The 22,568-nt window shown below is 62.2% G+C and carries 17 protein-coding genes and 1 pseudogene; 7 read left to right on the forward strand and 11 right to left on the reverse strand.

Translation table 11 applies throughout. The annotated features are described in order from the left end of the window. Positions 1-73: 73 nt before the first annotated feature. Positions 74-625, forward strand: coding sequence for a hypothetical protein (locus BSY19_RS03450; protein WP_069052894.1), 552 nt, complete (start codon positions 74-76; stop codon positions 623-625). A gap of 24 nt (positions 626-649) precedes the next feature. Here BSY19_RS03450 and BSY19_RS03455 read toward each other — a convergent pair whose 3' ends face one another. From BSY19_RS03455 to BSY19_RS03470, 4 genes are read right to left on the reverse strand one after another with little or no spacing between them, the layout of a single operon-like run. Beyond that, positions 650-1,042, reverse strand: coding sequence for a hypothetical protein (locus tag BSY19_RS03455; RefSeq protein WP_069052895.1), 393 nt, complete (start codon positions 1,040-1,042; stop codon positions 650-652). A gap of 52 nt (positions 1,043-1,094) precedes the next feature. Then, positions 1,095-1,289 (reverse strand): hypothetical protein, encoded by a 195-nt coding sequence (locus BSY19_RS03460; RefSeq protein WP_069052896.1) that lies wholly within the window; start codon positions 1,287-1,289, stop codon positions 1,095-1,097. A 59-nt stretch (positions 1,290-1,348) separates the two neighbouring features. After that, entirely contained in the window at positions 1,349-1,603 is a 255-nt protein-coding gene (locus BSY19_RS03465) for a hypothetical protein (protein ID WP_150129478.1), read from the reverse strand. 49 nt (positions 1,604-1,652) lie between these two features. After that, positions 1,653-2,084: a hypothetical protein gene (locus BSY19_RS03470; protein ID WP_069052898.1), complete on the reverse strand. Its 432-nt coding sequence runs from the start codon at positions 2,082-2,084 to the stop codon at positions 1,653-1,655. A 113-nt stretch (positions 2,085-2,197) separates the two neighbouring features. Here BSY19_RS03470 and BSY19_RS03475 point away from each other — a divergent pair, with 113 nt between their 5' ends. From BSY19_RS03475 to BSY19_RS03490, 4 genes are all read left to right on the forward strand, one after another. Then, on the forward strand, positions 2,198-3,073 hold the full coding sequence (locus BSY19_RS03475; protein ID WP_069052899.1) for an AAA family ATPase: 876 nt from the start codon (positions 2,198-2,200) through the stop codon (positions 3,071-3,073). A 141-nt stretch (positions 3,074-3,214) separates the two neighbouring features. Next, positions 3,215-9,883, forward strand: coding sequence for a putative Ig domain-containing protein (locus tag BSY19_RS03480; protein WP_069052900.1), 6,669 nt, complete (start codon positions 3,215-3,217; stop codon positions 9,881-9,883). After that, the gene (locus tag BSY19_RS28250; RefSeq protein WP_335622299.1) at positions 9,784-14,691 is read left to right on the forward strand and encodes a beta strand repeat-containing protein; all 4,908 of its coding nucleotides are present in this window, start codon (positions 9,784-9,786) and stop codon (positions 14,689-14,691) included. The genes BSY19_RS03480 and BSY19_RS28250 overlap by 100 nt, the downstream gene beginning before the upstream one ends. 94 nt (positions 14,692-14,785) lie before the next feature. Then, entirely contained in the window at positions 14,786-14,968 is a 183-nt protein-coding gene (locus BSY19_RS03490; RefSeq protein WP_150129479.1) for a hypothetical protein, read from the forward strand. Between the two features lie 147 nt (positions 14,969-15,115). Here the strand turns inward: BSY19_RS03490 and BSY19_RS03495 are convergent, their stop codons facing one another. After that, on the reverse strand, positions 15,116-15,325 hold the full coding sequence (locus BSY19_RS03495) for a cold-shock protein (RefSeq protein ID WP_069052903.1): 210 nt from the start codon (positions 15,323-15,325) through the stop codon (positions 15,116-15,118). 271 nt (positions 15,326-15,596) lie between these two features. Here BSY19_RS03495 and BSY19_RS03500 point away from each other — a divergent pair, with 271 nt between their 5' ends. Further along, positions 15,597-16,166 carry an exonuclease domain-containing protein gene (locus BSY19_RS03500; protein ID WP_236840348.1) on the forward strand — a complete coding sequence of 190 codons (570 nt, stop codon included), beginning with the start codon at positions 15,597-15,599 and terminating at the stop codon, positions 16,164-16,166. 13 nt (positions 16,167-16,179) lie between these two features. After that, a complete protein-coding gene (locus BSY19_RS03505) occupies positions 16,180-16,584 on the forward strand; it encodes a hypothetical protein (protein ID WP_069052905.1) in 405 nt (134 codons plus the stop codon). A gap of 20 nt (positions 16,585-16,604) precedes the next feature. Here the strand turns inward: BSY19_RS03505 and BSY19_RS26895 are convergent, their stop codons facing one another. From BSY19_RS26895 to BSY19_RS03525, 6 genes and pseudogenes are all read right to left on the reverse strand, one after another. Next, entirely contained in the window at positions 16,605-16,943 is a 339-nt protein-coding gene (locus BSY19_RS26895; RefSeq protein ID WP_083247372.1) for a hypothetical protein, read from the reverse strand. 219 nt (positions 16,944-17,162) lie between these two features. Then, the gene (locus BSY19_RS28255) at positions 17,163-17,837 is read right to left on the reverse strand and encodes a sulfite oxidase-like oxidoreductase (protein ID WP_069052942.1); all 675 of its coding nucleotides are present in this window, start codon (positions 17,835-17,837) and stop codon (positions 17,163-17,165) included. A 402-nt stretch (positions 17,838-18,239) separates the two neighbouring features. Further along, positions 18,240-18,857 (reverse strand): annotated as a pseudogene (locus BSY19_RS28260) (ADP-ribosylglycohydrolase family protein); the annotation flags it as partial. Further along, positions 18,842-19,891 (reverse strand): hypothetical protein, encoded by a 1,050-nt coding sequence (locus tag BSY19_RS03515; RefSeq protein WP_150129480.1) that lies wholly within the window; start codon positions 19,889-19,891, stop codon positions 18,842-18,844. The gene BSY19_RS03515 and the pseudogene BSY19_RS28260, both read right to left, overlap by 16 nt. A gap of 125 nt (positions 19,892-20,016) precedes the next feature. Further along, positions 20,017-20,874: a secretion/conjugation apparatus DotM-related subunit gene (locus BSY19_RS03520; protein ID WP_069052907.1), complete on the reverse strand. Its 858-nt coding sequence runs from the start codon at positions 20,872-20,874 to the stop codon at positions 20,017-20,019. A gap of 11 nt (positions 20,875-20,885) precedes the next feature. Then, positions 20,886-22,385, reverse strand: coding sequence for a hypothetical protein (locus BSY19_RS03525; RefSeq protein ID WP_069052908.1), 1,500 nt, complete (start codon positions 22,383-22,385; stop codon positions 20,886-20,888). Positions 22,386-22,568 lie beyond the last annotated feature (183 nt).

Below are 22,568 nucleotides of genomic sequence, written 5' to 3' on the forward strand. Positions count from 1 at the left end.
GCTGTCTGAAGGAGAGAGCGCGATGAACGAGGCCAGCCACTTCCGTTAGTGACCATCACTGACGGAGACCACAATGACCACCCAGAACTGGCGCCATATCGGGATCGTCGAGATCCGCGATCGAAATGGCGCGCGCCGGCAGTACTCCAATCTTGCGGAGGCACTGACTGATTTCGGCTGGGCTCGTATCAACGCATTCCTGATCCGGCACGAAGGCGATCACCGCCTCGATGACGGCTCGGTACGGCCGCCACCCTGGCGGATCGTCGATGAGCTCGGGCTCGACATACCCGACGCGTTGATCCGACGCGAATTCGACAGCCTTCAGCTTCGGCAGATGGTGAAGTGGGCCTGGGCGATCAGGCTCTGCCCCGAGATCCCGGCTGGAGAGTTCCGACGCTCCCCCGTCCCGCGCACCGGAAAGCGCCATCGCTACTGCTGGTATCGCTCCATCCGGACGACCCAGGAGAAGCGGGCCCGAGCTGCGCTGGAAACCGACGATGAGGCAATCGAAGGCGGATATGCCATCCGCCAGCGCCGCGTCGGCTTGCCTTCGAGCTGGGACGACCAGCATCGGCACGTCTCCCGGTCATGGAAGGATCATCGGCGTACGCGTTGGAAGTGAGGGGCTCTTGCCGGCGCCGGTCGCTCAAGCCGTCGGCGCTGGAACACGGTTGAGGGCCACTTGCCTGACGACCAAGGCCACCATCGCCCTTGCGATCTGAGGACCATTTGGCTCACTCGGACGCCAGCCCCTGACCATCATCTGGTCGAGCGCCTCAACGAGCAAATCGGCGGGACTTGAGCTGAGATCGTCCTGCACCGACGATGCGAGTGCGACAGCGGCATCGATCGACCCGGTGAACCTCGGCGATGCCTTGTCCCTCTTGGAGCCGATCATGCACATGCCCAGGAGCCCTTTTGGCTCGTCTGCCCAGGGAGCAAGGTCGAGGGCCCACGCGATGGCCCAGTCGAGCGCACGGTCCTCGCCTGAACCGGCTTCGAGACAGCTCAGGATCTCTTCTGCGTCTTCTGAGGTCATCGTGTTATGCCGCCAATGCTGGTCGGGTGGATTGAGAGAAGCGTGACGCCGGTCAGGTCTTTTCGGCGTAGCGTCTGGCGACATAGTCATTGCCGACGGCCGCGGTGACGGTGGGTGTCTCACCAACCTTGTAAGGTCCGATCGGGCGCACGATACGGATCGTCATCATCGGGCTGGCCGCGACGAAGCGCGCATGTCGTTCGCGGCGGTCTTGCCAGTTTCGGTCGCGATCTTGATCGGTCGTCATTGGCTCGCGGTCCTGAGGTTTATGGGGATGAGCGGGCAGCGGGGCGGCGACCAGCTCTCTCAGCGAGAGAGGCCGGGAGACCTGTAGCTCTCGATCGGCTTGACCTCTTCACCGAGGTGCTTGGAGAGCGCCTCGTTTCCTGAATCGGTCAGCTCGAAATTGTCGCTGAAAGATGTGCTGTGCTTGATGACGAAGCCATTCTCAAGCGCCCACTTGATCGGCGCATAGGATGCGTCCATCGGCTGGCGTCCGTTGTTGCGCAAATCGAGAAGGATCTCGATGCGGGCATTCGTGAACTTGGGCGCGGCGGTCATGGCAAACTCCGGGTGAGCGAAATCAATGTCGCAGGATTCCTCGAAAGCGTCACGGACCAAAGGCTGGGCCCTCTGCGATCAAGGCCTCGATCTCGGGGGTGATCGTGATCCCGAGCGATGACAGGCCGGTGCGCAGGCGATGTGCTTCCTGCCTTCTGCGATCGGCTTCGACCTCGCAATCGGGGTAGACGCGTGGCCTTGAGGGGTGAACCACCCGATCCAGCTTGCCCATGGCGCGATCATGCACGCTGCCTGGAAACCGGGCGATCGACTCGTAGGCAGCCTTGCACGCTGCCATCATCCTCGCATTGTCGGCCTTGAGCTTGAGAATGTCTCGATCCGCCTGCCTCAGCAGGGGTTCGACCTGGTCCCCGACCAGCTGCTGTAGCTTCAGCAGGGCTCGTTTCGACTGAAATTCGTCGGTCAGAGACAGTGATGCCTCTCTAATCTCTGCAAGTAAGTTCGAGATTTGAGACGACATGACTGCTGGCAAGGTTCGTTATGGTGGATTGAGAGGCTGACGAGATTGACTATGAAGGATCAATTTCGGAACACCAGTGTTGCGCGCTTTGTGCAATCGGGAACCCCCAAAAAATGATCTCCGGGATCAAGTTCAGGCGGCTGAAGCTTCCCAAGCAGCGCTCGCTATCAGACGAGCTGCCGCATGGCGCATGGGCCCTTGATCTGCCGGCAATCGCCGACCGCGGTGGCGCCATCACGTTCAAGCCAGGCCTGAACATCCTGTTTGGCCCCAACGGGTGCGGAAAGTCGACAATCCTGACGACGCTTGCAGCTCACATGCTGGCGCTCCAGACCGGTGAGAGCCTGATCTCCTATGACTCGCTGCGAGAGACGATGGGAAAGTCGATCTCGCATTTCGGCAGGCGGGGCGCAGGCAAGCCGGACCCGGTTGCAGCCACTGTCAGCCACGATGGGCAACCGGTCCTGTATGGTGCTCCTGGCAAACTGCTGATCGGCAATGATCGTACCTTCGATACCTCGTTCCTGGAGAACTATGATGCCGGGGACGGGATCGTGCGGGGAACTGTCCGCTCGCACGGTTCCCGAGCGCTCGCGCTGTCACAAAGCCCGCTCCGGGCTCTTCTCGGGCAGAGGAAGATGGCAGACTCGGTTCTGATCGCCAGCAGTGGGCGCCGAGACATGCTCAACAGCACCTGGCAGGCAATTTACGACATCGCCGCGAAGATGCTTGAGCCTACCATCGCGAAGGGCCAGCCCACCGTTCTGCTCGACGAGCCCGACTCGCACCTGTCACTCCTGATGCAGGCGAGCATCTGGCGCGACATCATTGGATCCCCGGCTGCAGCCGAACGCTGCCAGATCATCGTTGCAACCCACTCGCCTTTCGCCCTGGCGATCCCGCATGCCAACCTCATCGGCCTCCCAGATAGCTACGCCGCAGCTTGCAAGCAGGCGGTCGCCCAGCTTTCGTCGGGTCTGGGCGCATAATCGCAGCCCGTCAGCCGAAGCGAAATCCAATCCTTCAGTTTTCGAAGGATTGGCCGTTGATAAAAGGAGTGAAGTAAGCGCTTTTCCTTTTCATTCAGATCCTATCCAGCTATCCTTGCGTGAGAATCCGAGGGTAGTTGAATGTTTCGGCGAATTGTCAGTGTCGTTCTTGCAGCCGCAATTGCGCTGGAGCCGGTGGCGGCTGCCGCGCAGCAGATGCCGTACTATCGGCATAACCGCACGACCTACGCCGGGCCCGTCACGCCTCCGACCCCGACGAACCCCACCAATACGGATCCTGTCCGCGGCACAGGTGAGCTGGCGATCTATCTGCCGGTGCAGGTTCGAGCGCGCTACGGCGTGCCCTTCTCGCTGCAGCTGCGCGCTCAGAATGGCGAGGGCGACGTCACCTGGACTAGCGTCGGAACGGCGCTTCCAGAGGGTCTGACATTCAATCCGTCGACAGGCTTTCTGACCGGCGTTCCCACCCGCATTCAGACCTCTCCGAAGGCAAGGTTTGCGGGCGTCGACGCGACGGGCAAGACCGGAGAGAGCCCGTCTCTTATCATTGATGTCCAGCCTGTTCCGTCCGTTGCGGTCGAGGCGGTCTATACGGGGCAAACCGGCACCGATCTCGCGATCCGGCCGGTGGCTTCGCCAGTCTTCGGTTCGCAGGCCTGGACCCTCGCCGGTAATCTGCCGCTTGGACTGAGCCTCGATCCGAACACAGGGCGGATTACCGGCACTCCGCGCCAGCAGGGCACCTATGCGAACCTGAAGCTGTCAGTGACCGATGCTGACGGTGCTTCTGGCACATCCGCGGCGTTCACCATCAACGTCACGTCGAACATCGCGATCACCGGGCTGCCCTCCAAGATTCCGGCGCGTCTGGCGAGAGCCATGACCCCTGTTCGCGTCTTCGCAAGCGGGACGCCGGGCCCCTATCAGTGGTCGGTCTCGGCGGAGGGCGCCTCTCTCCCCGAGGGTCTCGCTCTCAATCCGACAACGGGTGCGATTTCCGGCACACCGGTCGCCAGCGGGTCGACGTCAGGCGTCGCCCTTCGCATCGTGGACACACGGACGGGCGAGAGCACGATCTCTCCGCCCTTCACCGTTGCGGTGGCAGATGCGCCGTCGATTTCGGTCGCGGCAAGCTACACGGTCCGTCAGGGGCGAGGCAGCGTCGTCAATCTGGTCCCGGTCGGAAACAATCTGCTGGCCGGCGGCTATTGGTCGACGACATCCAAGCCGCCCGGGTATGGGTTCGAGTATTCGACCGGGGCGATCACAGGGCCAACTGGATCCATCGCCAGCTACGCCGGCATCACCTTCAAGGTCATCGACATGTTCGATGGCGCCTCGGCCACTTCCAGCGCCACGACGCTCAATATCTGGCCGGAGCTGACAGTGGGTGGGCCTGCAATCCCCGCAGCCAAGGTCGACACCCCATTCTCGATGCAGCCGCCGGTGGCGTCCGGGCTGATGGGTGTGCCGACTTGGTCGGTTATTGGTGCGCTTCCCGAAGGACTGACCCTCAACCCAGCGACCGGGGTGATTACCGGCACTCCCACGAAGGTCAGTCGCCTTCGGGTTTCAATGTCGCTCGTCGACGGCGCCGACAAGGCGACAGCTTCGACCATCCCCTTCGACATCAACATCCAGCCCGAGGATGCCGAACTTCCATTCGAGATCGTCGGCGTGCCTGCCCAGATCCCGGGCGTAACCGAGCGCTTCATGTCGTTCACGCCGACGGTAACCGGTGCGAAGGGTGCCGTCACATGGAGCCTGGTCGGTACACTCCCGAGCTGGGCGCTGTTTGAGCCTTCGACGGGTTCCATCGCGGGCGTACCCACGACAACTGGTGTCACGTCTGGGCTTGTCCTGTCCGTGTCCGACGCATCCACTGGCGCTACGGTGTCATCCAGCCCCTTCGCGTTGGAGATCACGCCAAATGCGCCAATGACAGTGGCGATCGCGGAGAGCATGCAGGGTGAGGTCGCCGAGACCTTCGCTGGTGCGAGCCCCGTAGTCCGGAACAGCCGTGGCACAACAAGTTTTGCGCTTGCTGCAGGGCACGCCCCCGAAGGCTTGCAGCTGAACCCGGAGACAGGCTCGTTCCAGGGCATCCCGGAGATCTCGGGAACGGTTTCAGGCCTCTCCATTCTCGCCACCGACAATTTCGGCAGCGCCGCGGTTTCAAATCCGTTCGCCGTCAATGTGGCTCCGTCGGCGACAAGCCCGGTCGCGACAATGGCCTCGAGGACCGCGACGACGCATGAGCCGTTTTCAGCCGCGCCTTCGGCCAGGAACGCCTTCGCACCGCTTACTTGGGTACTCGAAAGCGGATCCCTGCCATCCTGGGCTACGTTCAACCCGACGACCGGGGCCATCAGTGGAACGCCTCCGCAGACGGGATTGAGCGGCCCATTCGTGCTCAAGGTCACGGACCGGTTCGGACGCGCCGCCAGGACGTCAGAATTTTCGATCTCGACGGTGGATGCTCCGGCCTTCTCGATCTCGATGGCTCCGACCGTTTACGGGGTGGCCGGAAGCACGTTCATCGAAAGACCGATCGTCATCGGTGCCAAAGGCGCGACCACCTTCACGCTGACGGCAGGGACGCTGCCCGCTGGATTGATCCTCAGCCCGGACACTGGTGCGATCAATGGTTCGCCCAATGCCTCAGGGCTCACGAATGGTCTGAGGATTTCGGCGAGGGACACGACCAACGCTGTCGTCTCGACCGATGCCTTCAGCATTTCGGTCTCGCCCTCGCCCCTCAAGGTCTCGGAATACCCAAGCGAGCTGCGCTCGACGTATCAGGTCGCCTACATCGCGCCCCGGCCTCAGGTTTCGGGAATCGTTGGTTCCGCGGTCTGGACACTTGCGAACGGCACGCTTCCGTCCTGGGCCACGCTCGATAGCGAGACTGGCCAGATCAGCGGAACGCCGGATGCTGTTGCGACCGCCTCGGGCCTGCGCTTGCGCGTGGCCGACAGCAACGGGACGAACGCGACGACCGGTTTCTTCTCGCTGATTGCGGCGCGCCCGACATTGTCAGCCGGCTCTCATGGAGCATTGGCCTATCATACCGGCGAACCGACCACGATCCCGGCCCCGGCCGCGAGAGGCGTGGTCGGGGCCCCGACATGGACATTGACGTCTGGCACGCTGCCGGTTGGCCTGGCCCTCGATCCTTCGACGGGTGTGATCAGCGGCGCTGTCGCTTCACCGTTGACGGCCAGCAATCTCATCCTGACGGTTCGCGATGCTTTCGACGGTGCGACCGCTTCGACACCCGCCTTCAGCATCGCCATGCTGGGCGCGCCGGTGGTGACCGTTCTTCCCACCTATCAGGGGTCGCGGGGTGCATCATTCGAGGCATTGCCCGCGGTCACCAATGCAATCGGTGCACAGGCCTGGACGCTGGTGTCCGGTAGCCTGCCGGCCTGGGCGACATTCGACGCCACCACCGGTCGGATTGGAGGCACGCCACAGGAAGTGTCCAGCGCGACGGGGCTGATCGTGCGGATGACCGACGCCACCGGCGCCGTGGCGCAGTCGGAGCCGTTTTCGATTGTCGTCGGCGCCGGCATGTATGCGACGACGCAGAGCACGACCTACAATCCTCGCGTCGGGATCGCGTTTGCGACTGACGCCCCGCAGGTCTTCAAGAATGCGGGTGCGGTGACCTGGAGCATCGCATCCGGGTCGCTTCCCGCATGGGCCACGCTCAATGTCGCGACCGGCATCATCTCCGGCACGGCGGACGCCCCATCCAAGTTCACGATCGTCCTTCGGCTGACCGATGCGTCGTCGGCTTCGGCAACCACACAGCCACTCACCTTCGATGCGACGGGTGTCCCCGTTGTCAGCATCGCCTCGAAGTCCCTGCGTGTCGGCGCGCCGCTCACCTTGGCGCCGGTGGTGACGGGGGCTGTCGGCGAGCAGTTCTGGCAGGTGGTATCGGGTACGCTGCCAGCCTGGATGAAGTTGGACGCCAGGACAGGTCTCCTGACCGGTTCTCCGACCGAGATCGGCAGCGTCACCCTCGCCCTGCAGGTGCGGGATGAGGATGGCGCCGTCGGGACCAGCGCCGCTTTCACGATCACGGTGACACCCGGTCTGACGATCGCCGGCAAAGCGCCGAGCTATGGCGGCCGCATCAATCAGCTGTTCTCGATGGCGCCCGTCACGATCGGAAACGCCCAGGGAGCCCTGTCCTGGACCATGGCCATCGGGTCCGGCATGCCTGGCGGGCTGATCTACAACGAGTCCAACGGTACGCTGAGCGGAAGGCCGACCAACTCGGGCACCATGACGGCAAACCTGGTCGTGAGGGATGCGTCTGATCAGGCGACACTGAACGTTTCGCTCAACCTGGTCATCGCTCAGGAACTCACGATCTCCGAGCCGGTCACGGCGTCCTTCCATGAAGGACAGGCCTTCGCGACGAGGGCCCTGGCTGTCACAGGCCAGCGCGGGACGCTCAGCTGGAAGCTTGTCGGCGGCACCCTGCCGGCCTGGGCTACCTTCGCAACCGAAACCGGCATCATCTCTGGCACAGCACCGAACGCGATCACGTCCGTCGGGCCGCTTGTCATCACCGTCACCGACAGTGAAGACCAGATCACGTCGCCTTCGGTGTCCTTCTCGATCGAAATCATCCCAGGGCTCGGCGTGGCCAACCTGCCGACGAGCTTCTCAGCTCGCTTCGGCACCCTCTTCACCAGCGCCAGACCAACAGCGGTGAGCCCTGTCGGGGCGCCGGTGTGGTCATGGGGCCAGGGGTCTGCCCCGCCGGCATGGCTGAATCTAGATCCTGCGACCGGCATCCTCTCAGGCACGCCCGTCGCCTTGGGTTCGTTCTCCGGCCTCACCCTCGTCGTCAAGGACGCGACCAATCAGATCGCATCGTCCGCGCCATTCACGCTCAGTGTCTTCAGCCAGCCGTCGATCGCAGTGTCCGAATCGACGCTCAAGCGGCGCGTTGGAGACATGGTCTCGATCACGTCGACAGCAACTGGCCTGTCGGGCACGCCTCGCTGGTCGGTCGTCCTTCAGCCCGGCAGCGATCCGATCCCGGCCGGTCTCGTCTTCAATGAGCAGACCGGCAGTCTGAGCGGGACGCCGACCGCAGCTGGATCGGCATTCTTCCTGATCCGGGTCGTCGATGGCCAAGACCTGGCGATGGCCGAATCGCAGATGATCTCCTTGACGGTCTCGCCGGCCTTCTCGCTCACCGGGATGGCGAGCTCGTATTTCGGGCGCGTCGGCGAATTCCTGATCCTTGATCAGCCCACCGCCCAGGGGCAGGCCGGGCAAGGCGTGGCCTATTCGTTCACGCTTCGCGAAGGCGTTCTTCCGGCTGGATTCGGCATGGTCGACAACACGACCGGCTTGATCCGCGGCGTTCCATCGCTGCCGCTTCAGACGACCATCGGAACGCTGTCTGCGACGGACAGCTTCGACCAGAAGACGGCCGCGACATCGTTCACCATCGGGATCCGGCCGGCGCTGTCCGTGGCGGGTGTCACCGATGTCGCCTTGCGCAACGACCAGGCGGTCGGAACGTCCACGTTCACACCGGCAGCCCAGAACCTGTTCTATCCCGGAACGGCGCAGTGGACGTTGTCGGGCACTCTGCCCAACGGTGTCACGTTCAACTCGTCCAATGGCACGCTCTCGGGAACACCGACAGGGTATGCCGCATCGCAGACCTTCGCCGGGCTGACGCTCACCCTGAAAGATCCCACCGATGGATCCCAGGTGACGTCGGCGCCCTTCAAGGTGACGGTCAACACCGGGATTTCGATCCAGACGACGCAGCCCAGCTACACGGTCCGAGCAGGCCGGCAGTTCGTCGCGGCCGCTCCGACCATCAGCGGGCTGAGCGGAACCGGAACGTGGTCTATCGTAACGCGAGCCGGTACCGCCCTGCCCTACACGATCGCAGCCAATGGCGCGGTCACGGTGAGCCCAAGCGCAGCGGCTAATGGTGGCTGGGCTTACGATCTGATCGTGACGGACCCGGTCGACGGAAACACCAGTGCCGTCACCATCACGGCTACCGTCGCGCCAGTGACCGTTCTGGCCTATCAGGGAAACACGGCCGTTGCGCCCGGCCAGCAGGTGTCGATCCCGGCCAGTGTCTCCAACAATCGCGGGGCGCTCCAGTTCTCGCTGGCTTCGGGCGCACTTCCGGCCGGCATCACACTCGACGGAACGACCGGACTGATCTCGGGATCGAGCTCGGCGCTCGGCTCGGTGACAGTGACCGTCAAGGCCATCGACATCGACGGTTACGAAGCGGTTTCAGGTGCCGTGCGCATCGCAGTTTCGAACGCGCCTGACGTCTTTGTGGGCGGCATTCCGTCCGGGAAGATCGGGAAGCCCTTCGTTCTCGCTCCTACGACCAATGCCGCATCCGTGACATGGTCGATGACCGGAACGCTTCCGGCGGGACTGAGCTTCAATTCTGCGACCGGAGCGATTACCGGGCAGCCGACGGCTGTTGGCACGTCCGGATCCATCGTTATCAGCGCGCGGAATACCGCAACCTCGGTGACGGGGCATCCGAGTCCTTCACGATCACGGTGGTACCCGGCAACGCGATCTCGGTCGCTAGCGAGGCTGCAAAATGGCGCCAGGGACTGGCCGCGTCGACCAAGCTGTCGATTGCCAACGCAGTGGGTGCTGTCAGCTGGACGATCACGGGTGGCGTGCTGCCGGCCGGCGTCTCGCTTAACAGCCAGACAGGCGAGATTTCCGGCCTGCCGACCCAATTCGGGCCCCATAGCGTCAGCCTGAGAACGGTCGACGCTGAAGGAGCTGTCGCGACCTATTCCTACAGCCTGAACACTGCGGTTGGCCCGACGGTCAATTACGGTACGGTGAGCATGCGTCCGGGCGTGACGGCATCAGTCACTCCCATTGCGCAGAACCTGGCAGGAACGGCGACCTTCGAGATCCGCTCGGGCTCTCTTCCCACGGGCCTGGCCTTCAACACATCCACGGGCTCGATCTCCGGCACGCCCGAGCAGGCGACATCTTCTCCGGTCGCGCTGCGTGTCCGCATTACGGACGCCGACGGAGCATTCGGCGAGACCTCGTTCTCGCTGGTCGTGAGCGCCAATGCATTCGTCGTCGACGCCGGTGGTTCGTCGTTTGCGGCCACAGTCGGGCAGCCGTTCTCGCTGCAGCCGGTTGCCTACCTGCAGACTCAGGCGGTCAATCAGTATGTCGTCTGGGCGGTTCAGGGGAAACTGCCGGTCGGATTGAAGTTCGACACCATCACGGGACGGATCACAGGAACGCCGGCACCAGACACGGCCGGGACCACGACCTTCAGCATCTCGGCGACCTACAATTCTCAGTCATCGAGCACGTCCAACCTGACGCTTGTGGTCACAGATCGAGTTGCGCCGACTGCCTCTTTCGGCGCGGCCACCTACAGCGCGCGCCGGGGTGAAGCGTTCTCCATCCAGCCGACGTCGCAGAACACGGTCGGCACGACCATCTGGTATCTCGCATCGGGAACGCTGCCGACCGGCATGTCGCTCAACGAGCAGACGGGCGTCTTGTCTGGAGCGCCGTCGAGGAATGGCCCGTTCACCTTCGCGCTGAAGGTGGCGGACGTCAGCAAGATCGCCACGACGCAAAGCGTCACTGTCACGGTTCAGGACGGGATGTCGGTCGCCTTCACGGAGGTGACCTCCAACACGCGCGTGGGCAAGATCTATCTCGCCAATGCCACCGTGACAGGCGCCAGCGGCGCCGTGACCTGGAGCGTCACGCAAGGCACCCTGCCGACGGGTCTCTCAATCAACCCGCTCAACGGCACGATCGCCGGGGCCCCAGCTCAGACTGGCACCTGGAAGATGACGGTGCGGGCGCTCGATGAGACAGGCGCTTCGAAAGAGGTTCCTGTATCGATCGCCGTCGGATCGGGACCAAGCGTGGGCGTGATCTCGCAGCAGACAGCCCTCGTCGGGGCCGCCTACTCCCTCACACCTTCATCGTCATCGACGGTGCCAACCCTTCAGTGGGCGGTGGAAGGAACACTGCCTGCTGGGCTCGCGCTCTCCAATCCGTCGACCGGAGCTATCACGGGTACGCCGACGACGGCGGGCACTTCCAACGATCTCAGGTTGGTCTTGACCGACGGCGATGGTCTCGTCGCCAAATCGGCTGTCTTCTCGATCACCGTCGCGCCGGCATCGGCCGCCCTGACCGCGACGATGCCTCCGACCGTCAACTTTGTGCAGGGTCAGTCGGGATCGGTCTCGGCGACGGTCGCAGGCGCGATCGGTCCGACGCAGTCCTATGCAATCCAGCTCCACGGCTACAACCCGAACCGGGGGGGATACTTCTGGAACGATCTGACCCAGGCCGGCGCTCCGCTGCTGCCGGCCGGCTTGTCGTTCAACACATCGACTGGCGTCCTCTCCGGCACGCCGACGACCACACTGCAGGCTGCTTCGGCCTATCGGATCGTCGTGACGGATAATCGCTCGCCTGCTGTTGCGGTGACCTCCAATCAGTTCGTCATCGCGATCGCGCCTTGGCAGCCGATCGTGGTGAACGTCTCGCCGAACTATGCGCTGACCCGCGGTCAGGAGTTCAGCATTGCGCCGGCAGTGTCCGGCAATGTTGGAACGACGTCCTACACGCTGCAGGTTTACGCCTGGAACTCCGCCAACCAGGTGTCTCGATGGAATGACCTGGGAACCAACGGAACGCCGTCACTCGTCAGCGGGATGAGTTTTTCGACGACGACAGGTGTGCTGTCGGGAACCATTTCGGTTGCCAATCCGACTTCGTCAGGCATCATCAGCTATCGCATCGTTGCGCGAGATGGTCGCAACGAGATCGGGACTTCGAGGCAGTTTACCCTGGCCCTTGCCGATTGGGCCCAGCCCACGGTCACCGTACCGCGCGCACAGCAGCTGACCAGGGGCCAGCCCATCGAGATCGTTCCGACGGTGACAAACGTCATCGGCTCGAAGTCGTTCGTGCTCCAGATTTACGGCTACAACCAGAACTCGGGATCCTATTTCTGGAATATGGCCGGTCAGACTGGAGCTCCGACCTTGCCGGTCGGACTGTCGTTTGACGCAACCACGGGCACGATCTCGGGAACTCCAACGACAGCGACAGGAAACTCGAACGCAAGCGCCTACCGGGTCGTGATGAACGAAATCCGGGACGGCCAGACGATCAGTGTCCAGTCCAATCAGATGGTCTTCACCTACGCTGACTGGGTGCTTCCCGCGATCTCGATCGATCAGACCGTCTCCGTCACGCGTGGTTCGCCCGCTGCGATCACGCCGACTGTCACGGGCGTTTCGGGGACAGTGACCTATGTGCTCGACGTCTACGGCTACAATAGTGCGAACGGCACGAATGCATGGAGCCGTATCGGTCAGAACGGTGCTCCAACACTGCCGGACGGACTGACTTTCAACAGCAGCACGGGTGCGATCACCGGAGTGCCGAACGGCAGCTTTAGCGCTTACGCTCAAGCATTTCGCATCAGTGGAACCGAGACGCGGTCGGGGCAGTCGAACACCTTCAGCTCCAACAGCTTCACGATCGCGGTCAGCGATTGGCCAGCGCCGACATTGGTCTATCCCAACCGCACGCTCTTCGTGGTGAACCAGCCGCTCGTGGTGCAGCCTGAGATCACAGGCCTCGTCGGGACTGCTCAGTATGTGCTCATGGTCTATGGGTATAATTCGGGCAATGGCACGAACCAGTGGATGAACCTGAACCAGTCGGGTGCGCCAACGGTTCATCCAGGGCTTTCGTTCAACTCATCGACGGGTGTCATTTCTGGAACGCCGACAGCCCTGTCGACCAATCCTCCCGGTGCCTATCGGGTGACCATGACCGAAACCAGGGTCATCAATGGCACCAACCAGACGCGGACCGTGACATCCAAGCAGTTCACGCTGGCAGGTTCGGCAGCGGCCTCGACAGCGCCTGCACTGGCTTATGGGGTGAATGGAACGATCGCAGGGACGGTCAATGGCGCTCTCGACGCTGGGCCCACGTTGACCAACGCGACGGCTGTGTCTGGCCCCTACTCCGTGCAGACATCCACGACGACCACGGTCAATCAAACGGGAGATTACACGGCCACAACGCTTCCAAGCGGCGTCTCATTCAACACCTCGACGGGGCGTTTCACAGCCACGTCTATCGCACCCGCGGCTGTCGGTAACTGGCGCGGTTACAGGGTGTGCGCGCCGACCGCGTCGGGAACGGCTTGCACGCCCGAAATCGTGTTTGCGATCGCGGATCGTCCAGCGGTGACGATGCAGCTGCCGACCTATGTCGATGCCTTGCTGCGCGAATCCGTCTCGGTGACGCCGGTCATCCAGAATGCTGTCGGGGCGGTGACCTTCACCCTGGCCTTCAACAGCATTCCGGCCGCGGCCGCCGCCAACGGCGAGGTGATCCAGGGCACGCTGCCATCGGGCCTTGCTTTCGACGCCGCCACCGGCACGATTTCGGGTGCGCCCACCGTGTCGGGTGTCTTCCGCGGCTACAAGATCACCGCGAGAGACAGCCAGGGCACCTCCTACGCAGCCACTAGCGGTGAGATCATCTTCAGGATTGCTCCTGCAGCAGCCTTCACGGTGTCGGTGCCTGCTGCGACACAATGGCAGCAGGGCGCTGCTGTGGCCATTCAGCCAACGGCCGTAAATGCCTACGGGACCGTGACCTGGAACGCCAACCTCACCCAGAACATGGGAGGGGTCGCAGACGGAGTGACCACCTTCATCGGCGCGCTCCCCACGGGGCTGAGCTATACCGCTGCAACCGGTTCGATCTCGGGTACGGTGGCCTACTCTGTCGCGCCAGGGACCTATCGTGGCTATCAGATCTGCGGAAGGGACGAGTCGAGCCGCAATGCCTGCTCGCCTGAGTTCGCCATCCTGATCAAGGCCAGGCCGGCCCTGACCATCAGCGCGCCCGCAATCGTCTATGCGAGACCGGGCGAAGCTGTGACCGTGAACCCGGTGGTCGCCAACGCGATCGGCGCCATGACCTGGGCGGCCAACCTGACCTTCAACGCCAGCACTGCGCAGAGCTCGCCGGGTGAGACGCAGACCTCGTCTCTGCCAAACGGTCTCAGCTATTCGAGTACCACAGGCGTAATCTCCGGGACCTTGGCGGCGAATGTCGCAACGGGTCGCTGGCGAGGCTACAAGGTCGCCGGCCGTGATACGGCCACCGCGAGCAATGTGACCTCGGACGAGATTATCTTCGAGATCAGCCCGGCCGATCCGCTCGTCATATCGCAGCCGCTGATGCTCGATCTCGTCCGCGGTCAGCCATTCACGCTGACACCAAGGGTCAGCGGCGCAATGGGCTCGCTGACATGGGACACGAACCTCACGACCCGGTCTACCAGCGCGATCGACGGATCAAATGGGGATATCGTGCAGAGCGCTCTGCCCGGCGGCCTCATCTATGCCGCTTCGGGGGGTGTGATTTCCGGGACTGTGAGCGCAACAGCGACGGTTGGACGGTGGCGCGGCTACAAGGTCTGCGCGAGCGACGCTCGCGGCAGGGTCTGCAGCGATGAGTTCACCTTGAACGTGCGCTGATGCATCTGAGGTGCTCTGCGGAGCAGGACACCTCAGTCTGGCGAGCCTGACTTTCATTGCCGGGAGGGTATCCGTGCATCGAGAGGAGATCACGGTGACCCCATCAACGGCAATCGAGGCGCTGGTCGCCCAGGCAAACGCGGAAGAGGGATCTCCCGGGTTCCACGTCACGGCTCGGTTTCAGGATGGCAGTGTCATCGACGCGCCGATTCTGGACCATGGCCCGAACTGGATGAGGGTCGCGGAAATCGTGGAAGACGGTTTTTCGTCGACCTGACAGGTGCGGCGCTGTCGATCAACTGGGCGCCCGGCCTGTCCTATGTGTCAGGACCACTCTTCGCCGGCGTGGTCCCAATGGAGCCGGCGGTTCCGGCACCGAAATTTTGATGGATCAGCTCAGTCCCGCACGAAAGCGCGACTGACGTCAGGCCGAGCGCAGATTGACGGCGCTCTCCTTGCCGGATTTGCGGTCGGCTTCGAGCTCATAGGTGAGCTTCTGACCTTCGATCAGATCCCGCATTCCGGCGCGCTCGACAGCGCTGATGTGAACGAAAACGTCCTTGCCGCCTGCATCGGGCGTGATGAACCCGTACCCCTTGGTCGAGTTGAACCATTTCACAGTTCCGGTGGCCATCGGTCTCAATCCTGTCCTGCCTAACAATGGCCAAACCTACCGTGCACCAGCGCGGCTGTCGAGGATATCGCCGGGCCGCGGGCAGAGGCCCAAAATGCTGGGGATCGAGCCGCAGTGAATTGTAGTATCCGTCCTCGATCGACGGCATAAGGGCGCCATGAAAAACGGAAACCAACCGCTGGGGATCAAGGATCTTTCAGCGTTCGACCGCTTGGTCGTCATCGATTTCGAGGGAACCGGGAAGCGGGTCCCGACACCAGACGAAATGAGGGTGGCCCCCGTCGGCTTTCGCCCGCCTGGATCGATCATCGAGATCGGTGCGGTCGAGCTGCTCCGCCAGGACGATCGCTGGGAGAAGGGGCGGACCTACCATACGATGGTCAACCCGGAGGGCCCCGTCGAACGGCGGGCAATTCAGATACACGGGATCCATGAGACCAGGCTGAAGGACGCGCCTCGTTTCGCCGAGGTCTTCGAGCCGTTCTCGCGCTTCATCGGCAGCGCCGGCATCATTGCTCACGCCTATGAGAACGAGCGGCTCTATCTCGATTATGAGTTCGCGCGCCTGGGGCGCACCAACTGGGGTGACGAGGCCTATCCGATCGGCCGGTGGCTCTGCACGCAGCGGGCCTTCGCTCGGCAGTTCAACCAGACGTCAAAGAGCCTCGACGTCGTCTGCGACAAGCTCTGGCTCGACCGGTCGGAAAGGGATTTCCATGGTGCACTCCTCGACGCTGATCTCACCGCCGACGTTCTGGTGATGCTCGAACTTATGGCCTTGCATGGCTACGATGTAGAAACGGCAAGGGGGCTGTCTCTCGGCCTAACCGCTCTCTGCTGAAAGGAACTGGCCTGTGAAGACCGAGCTGGAGCTGGACGACGGGAAGTGGCTCGAACTGGAAACGGCCGAGGACGGCCGGATGGTCGATAAAATCGGCGAGACGTTCATCAGCGTCTGGTTCAATCATGAGCTGAAGCTGAGAAGGCGTCCGAAACCGGGATTTTCTCCGTCTCGATTTTTTGCCTTTCAGACCCATTCTGGAGAAATGCCGGTGATGATGGGAATTGGCGAAAGTCACGGGATGCTGGCTAACAACGGCAAGCACATCGCCGGCTTTCGCAATCAGGATCCGTTTCCGGCCTATGCAAGTCATGTTGAGGCCATGGGGAAGCACCTCGGCATCGAGCTCGACGAGCGGCATTACTTCGCAAGCCGCCGATCCCGGCGTGATGATGAGCCAACTTCGCCGAGCCCGTGAGGGCTTGGTCCAACCTATGATCAACCGGAAGTGATCTCGACGTAATTGCGGTGCAGCCAGCCGCTACGACACGGACCCTCATAGGCCCTGCGTGTGCGGATCGCGCTGCCGAGCTGTCCGCAATCATCGAAGGTCTGCCCTCGGCCGGGATAGATCACTGCTTGCCAAGGGCCTTCGCTTCCGCAGACTAAGATCGGATCCCCGTTGAAGAGGCGATCCATTTCGAAATAGGGCGCACCACCCGGCCCGGAGCGGACCGAAAGAAAGCCGCTTTTGGGGTCTTCCGCGCGCTTTGGACCAAGCCGGGCGACCACGCCTGAGGAAGGACAAGCGTCGAACTGCGGGTTTCCGCCGATCATGACTGGGACGCGCTTCGACTGGGCCTGCGCTGGGAAAGTCGACGCAGTCAGGAGAATGGCAAGGACGGACCCTACGGCTCGCGCGGCGGGGGACAGGCGACGGTCTCTGGTTAGCACGAAATGGATCCCTATCTCGCTGCGCATTCGACCCCTACCGCATCTTGCAGCTTGCGCATATGCGAGGCGAGGCTTCGCTCAACTCCGGTGCCAGGGAAGTCCTCAGTTGCCGCGATAACGCTGCTCACGCCACGGATCCCCGTAGTTATGGTAGCCTCGCGTCTCCCAATAGCCGGGCTCATCGTCCGAGCTGAAACGGATGGCTTTGAGCCATTTGGCGCTCTTCCAGAAATACAGGTGCGGGATGACGAGGCGCAGCGGGGCGCCGTGCACGCGGGTCAGGGGGCGGCCCTCCCAGCTATGGGCGAGCAGGCAGCCAGCCCTGGTGAAGTCATCGAGAGGCAGGTTGGTCGTGTAGCCGTCGCAGGAGATCAGCTGGACGTATCTGACCGATTGACCAGGACGGATGAGCGCGATGAGGTCGGCGGTCGAAATGCCTTCCCACGCGTTGTCATATCTCGACCACGATGTGACGCAGTGAATGTCCGAGACGCTTGATGTCTGAGGCAGGTCGAGGATCTCCTGCCAGGTGAAAGATTGCGGAGCTTCGACATCGCCGGAGACCTCGAGGCGCCAGGTGTTCATGTCGATGTAGGGCTTGGGCCCAAGGTCGAGCACAGGCCACGATTCAGTCAGGTGCTGTCCGGGCGGCAATCGCTCCGTGGACGGGTCAGAGCGTCGGCCGGTCAAGAACCGCCCCTCCTCCGCCCAGCGCAGTTTCGTTTCAGCGAGCTTGGAACTCTGGATATCGCTGGCTTCCGGTCCGCGGGCATCCACCCTCGCCACCTCTGCGGGCTTCGACCGCCAGGCCTTGAACCGGTCAACTGCGATCCGGACCATGTCGCCGATCGAGGGCCACGGCTTCGAGATTGGCTGTGACCACTCACGCTGAAACAGGCGCTGCTGCTCATCGATGTCATCGATGCGCTTGAGCATCGCCTCATCCACACCGCGTGCAATCCGGTCGAAGGCGATGGTCTCCTCGGGATCCCAGACCGGGATAGAAGCAAGATAGGAGGCCGGGTCGACGACGGGCTTGATCGACGTCTGGGACTGCAGGGCCGTCTCGCGGACGGCCGGCGGTACCTTCGCCAGTGCTTGCTCGGCGAGCCCGTCGGGAATCCCGAACATAGCTTCCGCGATCGCGCCCGCGATGGCCGCCTGGGTATCGGCATCGCCGCCGATGGACACAGCGTTTCTGATGGCGTCCTCGAACGATGAAGCCTCCAGGGCGCAGATCAATGCTTCAGGAACGCTGATCCAGGACTTGAGCTCGAAAATGCAGGTTGATCGAACCTGGTCGACGCTGCGGCTGAGATCGTAACCGGACTTCTCCGTGACGATCGCCCTGATCTGCGAACTCGAATATCCCGCCCTGGCGAGGTAGATCGCAAGCGTCGTCGCCTGGGCGCCCCGGACGCCTTCTGGATGATTGTGGGTTGGCAGTGCCGACAGCCGGGCAAGCTCCAAAGCGTGATGCAGATCACGCGCGAGCCAAGCCGCCGGCGACACTCGCATCGAGGCGCCGTTGCCCCAGGAGCCATAGGCCGGAAGAAGCTCCGGGCTGGATGCCCAGCTCCAGAAGCCGGGTCCGTAGCTCGTCACGTACTCGTTGGCGTACTCCTTCAGCCTCGCGGCAAGATCGACGCCATCGATAATGGCGGCAGCGACCGCGACAGTCAGGATCGTGTCGTCGGTGTAGATGCTGCCCTCGTCGAAGAGGTCGAACTCCTTCGACTTGATCGGGGCAAACTCACGCGAGCTGCCGACCACATCGCCGATTATCGCGCCGAGCATGAGCCAATCCTTCCTGCGTTCTCATCTCTGGCCATGAACGAGGCCACCGTCTGGACGGCGTCTTCGAGAAGACGCTTGCCAACAGGGCGATCAAAGGAATCCATCGAAAGGGTGAGCCCCGGTGCCGGTTCAGTGGCCGGGGTTTCGATCAAAAGGATAGCTCTGAGCACAGAACCGGCGGCGCGCGGCCGCGCCGACAGAATGGCGTCCTTCAGCCTCGTCATCACGCGCCACGGTTCGTCCACCCAGCGCAAGGCCAAGCCCGCCTCGATGACATCTCGCCAGGCCACCAGGAAGCGCTGCAGCCCTGCCCCGGCCGAGCCGTTGTTGAGAGTGGTTTCGGCCAGCCGGAACAGCGCATTCCGCTCTGCCCCGGCGTCGAGCTTGAGTGCGTCGAGCAGCATGTTCTTGGCTGACAGCAGCGCCTGCAGAGCGTTCGGCCACGCCCAGATCGCCTCGGTATCATCCGCTGACAGAACATTCGCATCCGTGTCGAAGAGGTCCGGGTCGATGCGCGAGTTTGCTCCCGCAGCAATCGCCGCGGTGCGTGCCGCCATGAAGCTCTTCGCCGCCACCTGGCGAACCGCCCTGCGAGCCTCTGAGACGGCCATCGCCGGCACCGCCGCTCCGAAAGCCTCGCGAACCTCGATCAGAGACCGGCCGTCGAACTCAACGAAGACGTGCGTCGCGGAGCCCTCCGCTTTCGAGGCCCACTCTTTCAGGGTAGCCCGGTCTTCGAGAACCTCGACCAACGAGCCATCATCAGCGTCAGCGAGCATGATCCGCTGTCGGCCGGCCGTCGAAAAGCCGAGGGCGAGAGTGATGTCGGCAAGCCGGTGCTCTGTTTCGCAGTGGATATCGACCCACCGCGAGAGAGCCTTGTCGACCGTCTTCTCGGGGCAGGAGAGAGCCGCAGCAGCTCCGTCGATGCCCCGGGAAATGGCCAGATGAGAGATGTGTTCAAGCGCCTCATGTTCGATCTGAGGAGGAGGATCCGCATGAACGTGGCCACAGATGCAGCGCCAGCGCTGCACGTCGACCTTACGCCTAACGGCTCTCTCGCCCTCAATCCCCAGACACACGCGAGGGCGTTTGCCGTATGAGACCGAGGACAAGCTGGCGCATCGAGGGCATTCCTTGGGGAGGAACTGGCGCATAATCAACCGTCATCCAGATTGGTCGACTGAGAGGCCGGTCGGGAATGTGTGCTGACTTCCTCATTCTCGATGTGGATGGAGACGGCAGAAATCGCGCCCAGGACTGCGAGCTCTACCTCTGGGGTGCGGATAGCTTTGCCTGCTGCCCGCTCCGCCATATAGTGTGCAATCGGGCCCGCACCTTCGGCGAAATAGACCCGTCTGCCGACGTTCGTGATGGCGTACCAGAGGCCGCGGTCAACGGCCTTGAGCCACCTGAGGTCGCAGCTCGCAAGCCCGCTTCCGACAAAGGCAGCAATCAGTCTGGTCACGTCGCTTCCGTGGAAAACCTCCAGGTCGCCGTAGAGACTGGTCGTCGTCGTGGGGCAGAATTCGTATTTGAAGTATGTGAGGCCGGGCATGTAGACTTTGTCCATGCCGTCGCTCGGCGTCGTGTAGACCCCTTTCAAACAATCCAGAGCGGCGAGATTGCCCGTCTTTGCCCAGTGGAAGGCAATCATCAAACTCTCGTACAGAGCAGGCGAAACGGGACGCCTGACCTGTGCCGAAAAGGCATTCCGCAGGATCATCTCATTGCGCAGGTCGCCGGCCCCCGAGCTCCCGTGACGATCCAGGAATTCGGAGACGTTCAGGTGGATGTCGGGCTTAACCGCACCCGACTGAACCACTGCCTTTGAGTGCTCATAATCCCCGTTGCCGGCCACGGCCGCGGCTGCGATCCCAAGGCCCCCGACGACCAATGCAGTGGACCAATTATCCGAGCTGATGAACTGAGACAGGATCAGGTGGACGGCTGGAGTAGCGATCAAGCCGCCAACAAAGCCGGCGAGTATCTGCTTGGGATAGATCTGAATTTCCATGACGATTTCTTTCAGATCTTCGCGGGCGTGATGGAAGATGCGGGGGCCGGGAATGCAAGTCCAATTTCGAGCGAATGGCCGCTCAAATCGACCTTTGGAATGGACGGGAAAAGAGATGAGAGTGGCTGGCTGCTCGATCCATGCCTCTGCAGAGACGCGACGCCTGAGCCATGGAACGTCATGCGGGTACCGACCTGAGCCAGGAAGGTGTCGCTTTCCCGGCCGCGCGCAGCGGCTTCATGAGAGTAAGCAGCGATGATCGCCAGATTGGGGATGCGCGCGCCATTTGAGAATCCCTTCATCGGGTTGGAGACACCCTCAAGGAACAGATAGAATGGCGTGGTCTGCTGAAGTGTCTTCTGCTGATTAGGCCCGACCTGCAAAGCAATTGCGTTTCTGGCGCAGGAGATGACGATCGAAGCCAGTTTGCCGCAATCCTCTGAGACCTTCTCCAGGCAGGGAAGAAGAACGATCAAAATGCGCTTGTTCTTGATGACGTCGCGCATGTCGATGTCATTCTCGTTGTCGAGAAAAATGTGACCGTAGACGTCGGCCAGCGAGCCCATGATCCTGGTGAACTGCATCTCCAGGTAACCGTGCTGGTCGAGCGTGGTCTGGGCCTGCTTGTAATCCTTCTCCTCGACATAGCCGGGCAGCGAGGTCAGGTAGCTCTGCAGCGACTTGCGGATGTGCGCCGGGAGGTCAGGGTTCTTCTTGAGGTTGGTGAGGTCGATGATGCGCTTCAGATTGAGATAGTCGCGGATGGTGCCGACGTTGAGGTCGACCACGTTCTGGTCGCGCAGATAGGTCAGGGCGCGCATCACACCGGAGATCATCGCAACCGCTCGGCCCTTCCACATGCCACCATCGCCGACGTCATCCATCAGCGAGACGATCATTTGGGTGAGGGCATCGGAAGCTCCGATACCGAAAGGATTCAAGCTGTTGGAGATAAACTTGCCTTCGGTCCAGGATAGATCCCGGTTACCAGTCATGAAGTTGAGCACGAGGAAATCGTCCTCGCGACCAGCACTGACGGCGCTGGCATAGAGCTTTGCGTACTGAGAGACATCTCCAGTCCCGTCGACATAGATCACACCTCCACCTGCAGCGATGGCTTCATGGGCCATTCCGAGCATTTGCTCGCGCTTGCCGTCTGCAGTGCTACCGATGATGGCGATATGCTCTGTGGCCTGCTGGCGACCCATGCGGATTGGCATCGAAGAAACCCGATCGTGGCCCAGAACCAAGCCGTGAGGATCGTTCGGTGCGGCCGCCGAGCTATGGCTCTTGAGCTTCGAAAAGAATGCGATCAGGCCGTTTGAAGTCGAGAAACCCGGCTTTCCAACGACGTGGAGGCTCAAGGCGGTAGCTCCGAGGATTGCGGTCCAGAGAGCGATCTGCGGGAACAGGAGGGTGATGACCGCAAGCCCGGTCAATGTGGCGATGGTCGACTGGCGGCTCTTCATCAGCGCGAAGGCGGCCTCGATTGCCTGGTTGAGAATGGTCATGATGTCCTTCCGGAGTTGATTCCGGATTCATCCTGTCTGATTTGATGGATCACCATAGCCATTCATTGAAACATGAACACCGGCCCCCGAATCAGGTTGGCGATCAATCCACCAATTCGTTTCAATCCTACCCAGACCTGCATTCCAACCAATGGAAAAGGCTCAAAATCGGTGGTTCAGTTA

Origin of the sequence: Bosea sp. RAC05 (assembly GCF_001713455.1) — a bacterium.
In the GTDB taxonomy this organism is placed as follows: domain Bacteria; phylum Pseudomonadota; class Alphaproteobacteria; order Rhizobiales; family Beijerinckiaceae; genus Allobosea.